We start from the raw sequence: 8,886 nt of genomic DNA, 5'->3' as shown, positions 1-8,886 counted from the left end.
CGAGCTTGTCAGCGAAAAAACCGGCGGTGAATTCACCATCAATGTCAGCTATGGCGGACTATCCAAGCCGCGCGAGAACTTGGACGGTATTGAAATCGGCGCCTTCGAGATGGCTCAGTTCTGCGCAGGTTACCACCGCGACAAAAACCGCGCGATTACTGTTCTGGAGCTGCCCTTCCTTGGCGTGAACAACCTGCAGGAGGAGGTGGCGATAAGCCATGCGGTATATGACCATCCCGCAGTCAAAGATGAGATGGCCCAATGGAACGCCCGCATCATCATGACCTCGCCGATGCCGCAGTATAACTTGGTCGGTACCGGCGAGCCACGCGATGAACTGGCCGATTTTGACGGAATGCGGGTCCGTGCAACTGGCGGTTTGGGGCAAGCCTTTGAGGCGGTCGGAGGTGTTCCGACATCGGTCCCCGCAACCGAAGCGTTCAACGCCATGGAATCAGGTGTCGTCGACACTGTAGCCTTTGCCCAGCACGCACATCTGTCTTTCGGGACGATCAACGAAGCCGACTGGTGGACGGCAAACCTGAACCCAGGAACGGTAAACTGCCCAGTTGTGGTCAACATTGACGCCTATGAGGCCCTGCCAGCCGCGCATCGCGAAGCGCTGGACAACTCGATTGATGAGGCGATTGACCATTACCTGACAAATTACGACGGATTGCTCGAGCAATGGGACAGTGTTCTGCAAGAAAAGGGTGTCCAGAAAGTCATGATCGATGATGCCGTGATCGCAGAATTCCGCACCAAGGCAGCCGACCCGATCCGTGAAAAGTGGATCGCGGAAATGACGGAACAGGGACTGCCAGCGCAGGATCTTTATGATCTCGTTCAGGCGACGCTGACCCAACAGCGCGGCGGCAACTGATCCTAAACCCGGGTGCCCAACGGGCACCCGGTACACAAATATTGGGGAACACCGGAATGGCAGGACAGGCCACAGTGCTGGTGGACGGAAGCCGTCTGAGCCAGCTGGATCAGAAGTTGTTGAAACTGGAGCGTTTTCTGGCGCTCATCAGCGGTTTCGCAGTATTTGGCTTGATGGTGCTGGCCGTTATTTCGGTCAGTGGGCGCAATGCCCTGAATGCCCCATTGCCAGGATATGTTGACTGGATCGAACAGGCGATGCCACTGATCGCATTTCTGGGCATTTCATATGTTCAGCGCGATGGCGGCCACATCCGCATGGACATCGTTCTATCGCGCCTTCACGGCAGGGGGTTGTGGCTGTTCGAACTGGTCTCGGTGGTTTTGATCCTGCTTCTGATGCTTGCACTGGTTTGGGGCAGTTGGTCTCACTTCGACCGCTCCTTTGACTTGGGCGCACCATTGTGGAGCCGCGACAGTTCCATTGATATCGGAATTCCATTGTGGCCCGCGAAACTACTGGCCCCCATCGCGTTTTCCGTACTGTGCCTGCGGCTTGCTTTGCAGGCTTGGGGTTATGGCCGCGCATTATGGCTGGGACTGGAAGCTCCGGTGGCCGTTCCGTTGATACAGGACGCGGCAGCACAAGCAGCGGCTGAGGCCGAACAGTTCGAAGGGCAGGACTGATTTATGGACACGATTGAAATTGGCCTCTGGGTCACGGGCGGGCTTCTGGTCTTTGTCGTGGTCGGCATGCGCGTGGCGTTCGCTGCGGGCTTGGCCGGGCTTATCGGGCTGGTTTGGATTTTTTGGGCCAAGTTTGGGTATGATCCTGCGCGGTTTGGAAAGGCGCTGACAGTTGCGGTCAAAACCGCCGGGCAAGTGCCGCATTCCAAAGTTGCCTCTCACACCCTCAGCCTGATCCCGACCTTTATCCTGATCGGGTATCTGGCCTATTACGCAGGGCTCACGCGGGCGTTGTTTGAAGCTGCCAAACGCTGGGTCGCCTGGGTTCCTGGAGGGTTGGCGGTTTCAACTGTTTTTGCCACCGCCGGTTTCGCCGCGGTTTCGGGTGCCTCGGTCGCCACCTCTGCCGTCTTTGCCCGCATCGCGATCCCGGAAATGCTAAAGGTCGGCTACAACAAACGCTTTGCTGCTGGTGTGGTGGCCGCCGGAGGAACGCTGGCCTCGTTGATCCCACCATCGGCCATACTGGTGATCTACGCGATCATCGTCGAGCAGGATGTCGGGAAGCTACTTCTGGCGGGGTTCATTCCGGGTGCTTTTTCAGCGATCATCTATGCCGTGCTGATTGTCGGGATCGCTGTGATCTTTAAGTCCGTCGGTCCTCCGGTCACAGGCTTTACATGGAAACAGCGCTTTTCGGCCCTTCCCGGAGCCATTCCTATTGTCGCCGTCATCCTGATCATCATCTGCTTTGTCTATAACCCGTTTGGTGAAAAAGCGTGGGGCACACCGACGGAAGGCGGTGCAATCGGCGCCTTCATCGTCTTCTGCTTCGCCCTGTTCCACGGGATGCGGTGGAGTGAATTCAAATCCGCGCTGCTGGAAACGGCCAAGCTTACCGCGATGATCTTTTCGATCATCTGGGGCGTTCTGATCTATGTGCGGTTTCTAGGATTTGCAGACCTTCCCGGCGCCTTTTCTGACTGGATAACCGGGCTCGAGATGTCGCCCATGTTGATCCTGATCTGTATTCTTCTTGCCTACGCCGTGTTGGGCATGTTCATGGATGCGATTGGAATGCTGCTCTTGACCTTACCTGTTGTTTATCCCGCGGTTATGGCGCTGAACGGTGGTGAATCTGTCAGTGCCGCAGACAGTGCGTTTGGCATGTCCGGCCCGATGTGCGCGATCTGGTTCGGAATTCTGGTAGTCAAAATGGCCGAATTCTGCCTGATTACACCGCCAATTGGATTGAATTGCTTTGTCGTCGCCGGGGTGCGTCCGGACTTGAGTGTTCAGGATGTCTTCAGAGGTGTGACGCCGTTTTTCGTGGCCGACGCCCTGACCATAGCAATGCTTGTGGCGTTCCCTGGTATTGTACTCTACCTGCCATCGCTTGCGGGTTAGGTGGGATGCGAGGCTCTGCCTCGCGCTTCGGGATATTTAAAGCCAGATGAAGAACGGATCCCCTGCTTCATCTGGCCAATAAATATCCCGGGGGAGGCGCCCGGCACGGGCGACGGGGGCAGAGCCCCCTTAGGTGCGCCTAACCGGCCCGCATCAGCATTCCGAACAGGTCGCGCGGATCGTCCGGGTCTGCCAGCATGTCCAGAGGTTCAAAGAAGGCGGTGCCTTCGATCGCCTGCTTGACATAACGCAGGGCTGAGAAATCTTCAATCGCGAAGCCAACGCTGTCGAACAGGGTGATTTGGCGGTTGTCTGTGCGCCCTTTGGCAGCACCGGTCATGACCTGCCACATCTCGGTCACGGGATGATCAGCATCCAGCGCCTGAATCTCGCCCTCGATCCGGGTTTGCTCGGGATATTCGACGAAAATGTCTGAGCGCAGCAAGATGTCGCGATGCAATTCTGTCTTGCCGGGGCAATCGCCACCGATGGCGTTGATGTGGACGCCGGGACCGACCATGTTGTCGGTGAGGATGGTGGCGTTTTTCTTGTCTGCCGTGCAGGTGGTGATGATCTGAGCGCCTTCAATAGCATCTTCCGGCGTCTTGCATGGGACGACCGTCAGGCCCTTGCCTTGTAGGTTTGCGGCGCATTTCGCTGTTGCACCGGGATCGATATCGTAAAGCCGCACAGTGTCGATCCCGCACATTGCCTTGAAAGCGAGGCATTGGAACTCGGACTGCGCCCCATTGCCGATCATGGCCATGGTTGTGGCATTCTTCGGGGCAAGATAGCGTCCGACCAGAGCCGACGTTGCCGCCGTGCGCAACGCCGTCAGCATCGTCATTTCGGTCAGCAGAGTGGGATATCCGGTGTAAACATCCGCCAGCAATCCGAATGCGGTCACAGTTTGCAGACCCTCGGAGGTGTTTTTGGGATGACCGTTCACGTATTTGAACCCATATGCCTCACCATCCGAGGTGGGCATCAGTTCAATCACACCGTGCGGAGAATGCGCCGGGATACGCGGGGTCTTGTCAAAGCTTTCCCACCGTTTGAAATCGGATTCGATTTGATCGGCGATCTGAACGATCATCTGTTCGACGCCAATGTGGTGGATCAAACGCATCATGTTGTCGACGGACACAAAAGGCACGAGTGCCTTGTCAGAAGGTTGCATCGTACTCTCCTATCGGCGGGCAAGGTGGACGCCTGCAATCATGCAGCGTACTGACCCACCAGCAGTTTCGATTGTTGGGACGGACAGTGGCAAAGGCGTTGCACTGGCTTGGATTATTTTGATTTGATCAGGGGTGAGGGCGCCTAACGCTCGGCTCGACAATGCCAGCACCAATCCATCGCGTCCCTTCAACTCAATTGCATTCCCCGCAAATTCGGCGATTTGGTCATGAGTCAGATCAATCACGGTTCGACCGGATTCCTCTAACCGATTGCGAATGGTCAAGCGACGGTCGGGGTCCGATATCATGTCGAGGCAGATTAACGCGTAATGAGTGCCGATCCCCATCAATACGTTGGTATGATAAACGTCCCTGCCTTTTGCGTCGCGGGCCTGAAAGGCAATTGGTTCATAGTTGAAATGAGTGCAGAACCGCTCCAGCAAGACCGGGTCGGCGCGATTGGAGGTGACTGTATACGCGATGCGGGCAATGTGGTCCAACACCATCGCACCTGTCCCTTCCAGCGCAAGGTTGTCTTGTTCCAGCCCGGAATAGTCTATGACATCCTGCACGCGATACTCATGTTTGAGCAGTTCGATGACATCGGTTCGCCGCTCGCGTCGGCGAGACGGCACGAACATCGGGTAAACTGCTATGTGACCACCAGGATGTGTGGAAAACCAATTGTTTGGGAAAACACTGTCGGGTGTGTCGAGATCGCCAAAATCATCAAAAACGTGAACAGTGATTCCTGTGTCGCGCAGGCGTTGAACTGCCTGGTCATGTTCATCTCTCGCAGCTTCCGACGTGGCTGCGGCCGACGTGATACTCAGCGTTTGAAACGCATTGTCATCGCGTGTTTCCGGGTTGGAGGCAAAGGCATGTGGCCGGATCATTACTGCTGCAGACGGTGCTTGTAGCGATAGCATCAGAAACTCCGGGTGGGGCGGTCAAAGACGCGACGGCCCATAAGTGAGGCGGCCAGATCGACCATCAGTTTTGCAGTGCGGCCACGTTCATCCAGAAACGGGTTCAGTTCGACAAGATCCAGCGAACTGACCAGTCCGCTTTCATGCAGCAGTTCCATGACCAGATGAGCCTCGCGCTCGGTCGCACCGCCGGGAACAGTGGTGCCGACGGCAGGGGCGATGGCCGGGTCCAGGAAATCAACATCCAACGAAACGTGGAGAAGGGCGTTTTCAACTTTGACGCGGTCCAGAAACGCCAGCAACGGGGCCTTGATCCCATGTTCGTCAATGCTGCGCATGTCGGCCAGCATGGCCCGGTTTTGTTCCAGCGCCGAACGTTCTGCCGGGTCGACAGAGCGTAGGCCGATCATGCCGACGCGGTCCGTTGGCACGATGGCAGGTAAGGAAGGAAATGCCTCGAACCCCGGCCTTCCTGTAAAATAGGCGACGGGTATGCCATGCAGGTTGCCGCTGTCTGTGCTGTCGGGGGTGTGAAAGTCACTATGGGCATCCAGCCACAGAACGAACAGCGGGCGGTCAATCTTTGCAGCATAAGCGGCCATCCCGGTCACGGTTCCCATGGACAACGCGTGATCGCCGCCCATGAAGATCGGAATGCCCCGATCAGCCGCTTTTAGCGCGACCTTGCTCAGCGCTTGCGTCCAACCGATGCATTCGGGTAGCGCGAACAGGTGCGGATGTTCGGGCAAGCCGGTTTCTTCAGGTTGCACGTCGCCCCAATCGCAAACGGAGTGACCAAGATCGGTCAAGGCCTGATCCAGCCCGGCCACGCGATATGCGTCAGGACCCATTCGGCAACCCTGACGCCGTTTTCCGGCGTCCATCGGCGCGCCGACTAAAATGATGTTATTGCGTTCCATGTGGTCCATTTAGGCCGTCACTGTGTCTTGCGTGAAGAGCGCAAAATGCTCAAAATGGTTCAGGAAACTCCTTAATGAGAAAGTGATATGGACGAATTGGATAGTCGTCTGCTGGGCGCATTGCAGCGTGACGCGCGCGCCAGCCTGTCAGAGCTGTCGGAAACGCTGGGCGTAACCCGCACTACGGTGCGCAGCCGTTTGCAACGGCTCAAGCAATCTGGTGAGATCGTCGGTTTTACTGTGTTGACGCGTCGGGATCTGGCACAAAGCCCTGTGCGTGGGCTGATGATGCTAGAAATCGAGGGGCGCGGTACCGAGCGCGTGATGTCCCGGATCGGGGCCATGCGGCAGGTCACGGCGGTCCATTCGACCAACGGCAGTTGGGATTTGATTGCCGAAATCAGTACGGAAACTCTGGCCGAGCTGGACGAGGTTCTGTTTCATATTCGCAGGATCGACGGCGTTACACGTTCGGAAACGAACCTGCTGCTGTCAACGCGCAAGGGGCGGCTCTAGTGCTTTGAGATAAATGCGAATTGTGCCAGAGTTCGTGAGTAGACAGGGTGCGGCTTACCCTTAGGTAGGCTGCTTGCTGATTAAGGGTTCAGTATTTCCGGAAGGCTTGCGGCATGACCACATCTGATAATGGTGACGAACCTTTGGCCGAAAAGTGGGCCGAACGTCTTGCTGGTCTACTGGAGAAACCCTGGCTGCGCATCGCGATACCGGTCGTTATTACCGGGATTGCCCTTTCGGTTTTGCACGATCTGTCGGCCCATGTGAAATGGTCGGATGTCCAGACAGATATTTCGGCGACATCATGGAAGTTGATGTTTTTTGCGATGTGCTGGACAGCGTTCAGCTTTTTGTCGCTGTCGCTCTATGATGTGTTCGCGGTACAAAGCGTGGCGGATGGCAAGGTGCCGTTACCTGTGGCGGGAATGGCCGGAGCCAGTGGATACGCAGTGTCGAACTGCCTTGGATTTTCCTACATCACAGGAACCGCAATCCGGTATCGGATATACGCGTCGCTTGGCTTGGATCTTGGCCGGGTGGCTGGTGTAATCGCAACCTCATGGGTGGCGTTCTGGATGGGTCTGATCCTGATTTTGGGCCTGTTGCTGACCCTGCACCCGGATGGAATATCCAAGGTGATGCCCGTCAGCGAAACGGTCGAAACCACCATAGGATTGTGCTTGCTGGTTGCATTTGTCGCGATGTTCATTTGGCTGTCCAGCGGTGGCCGACGGTTGGCTGTTGCAGGTGTCGGTTTCGATTTGCCCGGAGGCAAACTGGCGGGCCTGCTGACGTTGGCTGCCATTGGCGACCTGTTTGGCGCATCCATGGCGCTTTACGTACTGATGCCGGATGATTTGGGGGTCGGGTACCCGTATTTCTTCACCATCTATATCGCTGCCATTGCCGTTGGAATCCTGAGCCATGCGCCGGGCGGGATCGGCGTGTTTGAGGCGACATTGATTGCCGGTCTGGGGGCGTCGGGTCGTTCGGATGTGATTGCTGCGTTGCTGCTTTATCGGGTGGTTTACACTTTTTTGCCATTTGCAGTCGCCAGCCTTTCCATTGCCGTTGCATCGGTCTTGACCCAAAGACACATGATCGGCGGTGCCGCGGTTTGGGTCTATCGTGTGATCCGCCCCATGGTTCCAATGGTCGCGGCCGGGGTTGCCGCAGTGGCCGGGGTGATCTTGCTGGTGTCGGGCGCGCTGCCAGCGGGGGCGCAAAAGCTCGGCACGCTGAAAGATCTGCTGCCCCTGTCATTTGTCGAGGCTTCGCATCTTGCAGGCAGCGTCGTAGGCGTATTGCTATTGCTGGTCTCGCGCGGGTTGTTCCGCAAGCTCTACAGGGCATGGGTCGTTGCGATGGTGTTGATGGGGGCGGGATTCTTTGCTTCGCTTGCAAAGGGGCTCGACATCCACGAAGCGCTTTCGATGCTGGGAACGATTGGTCTGCTGGCCATGTTTCGCGGTGCGTTCTACCGGGTCAGTGGCGCGTCGATATTTCGGTTGAACATCCCATGGCTGATCAGTGTCGTAGTTCTGCTGGCGGTGATTTTCTGGATCGGGCTGTTTGCATATTCGCATGTCGAATACCAAAATGATCTGTGGTGGCAGTTTGCTTGGAACGGTGACGCCTCGCGCTTTCTGCGGTCCAGCCTTGTCGTGGCCGTGATCGTGGGCATTGTTGCCATGAACTCTCTGTTCGGGCGTGAGATTCCGACACCACAGCGGGTTGAAATCCCAGAGGTTGTCGAGCGGCTAGTGATGGAGAGTGAGGATACGGAATCCCAAATCTCGCTTACCGGTGACAAGCAATTCCTGATCTCACCGGATGAGACCGCGTTTATTGCCTACGCCGACACAGGCAATGCGCTGATTTCGAAAGGAGAACCGGTTGGTGACGAGGGCGCCGGGCAGCAACTGATTTGGCAGCTTCGGGAAATGGCGGATCGCGAAGGTAAACTTTGCGCGTTCTACAGTGTCTCGACCAAATATCTGCCAACTTTTCTGGATCTTGGACTGTCGATCCTGAAAATTGGCGAGGTTGCGCGGGTTTCTTTGCACGATTTCTCGCTGGACGGAAAGTCGCGCAAGCGGTTCCGGCAAGCCAAGAACCGTGCTGAACGCGAAGGATATGTGTTCGAGATCGTTCCGAAGGAAGAACTGGCGCCTCTGTTGTCAGACTTGCGTGGGATTTCAGACCGCTGGCTTGCGCAAAAGGCCGGTGCAGAAAAGGGCTTTGCGCTGGGGGGATTTGATGATGAATACCTGTCCTATTTCGATCATGCTATCCTGCGTGATGGCAACACCGGCAAGATCATGGCCTTTGCCAATCTGTTCCAAGGGGGGAACAAGTCGGAGC

At 56.6% G+C, this 8,886-nt stretch carries 8 protein-coding genes; 5 read left to right on the top strand and 3 right to left on the bottom strand.

Annotation, left to right across the window (positions count from 1 at the left end):
• From dctP to AC2FLZ_RS21060, 3 genes are all read left to right on the top strand, one after another.
• Positions 1 to 883: TRAP transporter substrate-binding protein DctP (gene dctP, locus AC2FLZ_RS21070; RefSeq protein WP_496882729.1), on the top strand; the 883-nt coding region annotated here is incomplete at its 5' end.
• 56 nt (positions 884 to 939) lie between these two features.
• Positions 940 to 1,569 (top strand): TRAP transporter small permease subunit, encoded by a 630-nt coding sequence (locus AC2FLZ_RS21065; protein ID WP_480472339.1) that lies wholly within the window; start codon positions 940 to 942, stop codon positions 1,567 to 1,569.
• Between the two features lie 3 nt (positions 1,570 to 1,572).
• A complete protein-coding gene (locus tag AC2FLZ_RS21060; protein ID WP_480553294.1) occupies positions 1,573 to 2,976 on the top strand; it encodes a TRAP transporter large permease in 1,404 nt (467 codons plus the stop codon).
• Positions 2,977 to 3,115: 139 nt separating this feature from the next.
• On the opposite strand, the gene ocd is transcribed toward AC2FLZ_RS21060, so the two are convergent.
• From ocd to rocF, 3 genes are read right to left on the bottom strand one after another with little or no spacing between them, the layout of a single operon-like run.
• Positions 3,116 to 4,156, bottom strand: a complete 1,041-nt coding sequence (ocd, locus tag AC2FLZ_RS21055; protein ID WP_480604273.1) for an ornithine cyclodeaminase — start codon at positions 4,154 to 4,156, stop codon at positions 3,116 to 3,118.
• Positions 4,157 to 4,165: 9 nt separating this feature from the next.
• The gene (gene ctlX / locus AC2FLZ_RS21050) at positions 4,166 to 5,086 is read right to left on the bottom strand and encodes a citrulline utilization hydrolase CtlX (RefSeq protein WP_480472341.1); all 921 of its coding nucleotides are present in this window, start codon (positions 5,084 to 5,086) and stop codon (positions 4,166 to 4,168) included.
• Complete coding sequence (rocF, locus tag AC2FLZ_RS21045) at positions 5,086 to 6,006, bottom strand: arginase (RefSeq protein WP_496882728.1); 921 nt, start codon at positions 6,004 to 6,006, stop codon at positions 5,086 to 5,088. The genes ctlX and rocF overlap by 1 nt, the downstream gene beginning before the upstream one ends.
• 87 nt (positions 6,007 to 6,093) lie before the next feature.
• On the opposite strand from rocF, the gene AC2FLZ_RS21040 reads away from it, so the two are divergent.
• Positions 6,094 to 6,522: an Lrp/AsnC family transcriptional regulator gene (locus AC2FLZ_RS21040; protein ID WP_480472343.1), complete on the top strand. Its 429-nt coding sequence runs from the start codon at positions 6,094 to 6,096 to the stop codon at positions 6,520 to 6,522.
• A 113-nt stretch (positions 6,523 to 6,635) separates the two neighbouring features.
• A partial coding sequence (mprF, locus tag AC2FLZ_RS21035; RefSeq protein ID WP_496882727.1) for a bifunctional lysylphosphatidylglycerol flippase/synthetase MprF occupies positions 6,636 to 8,886 on the top strand: 2,251 nt, incomplete at its 3' end.

Source organism: Ruegeria sp. YKSF131 (assembly GCF_059612645.1).
Note: the sequence above shows the minus strand (reverse complement) of the source record. Positions and strands in the feature narration are given on the sequence as shown.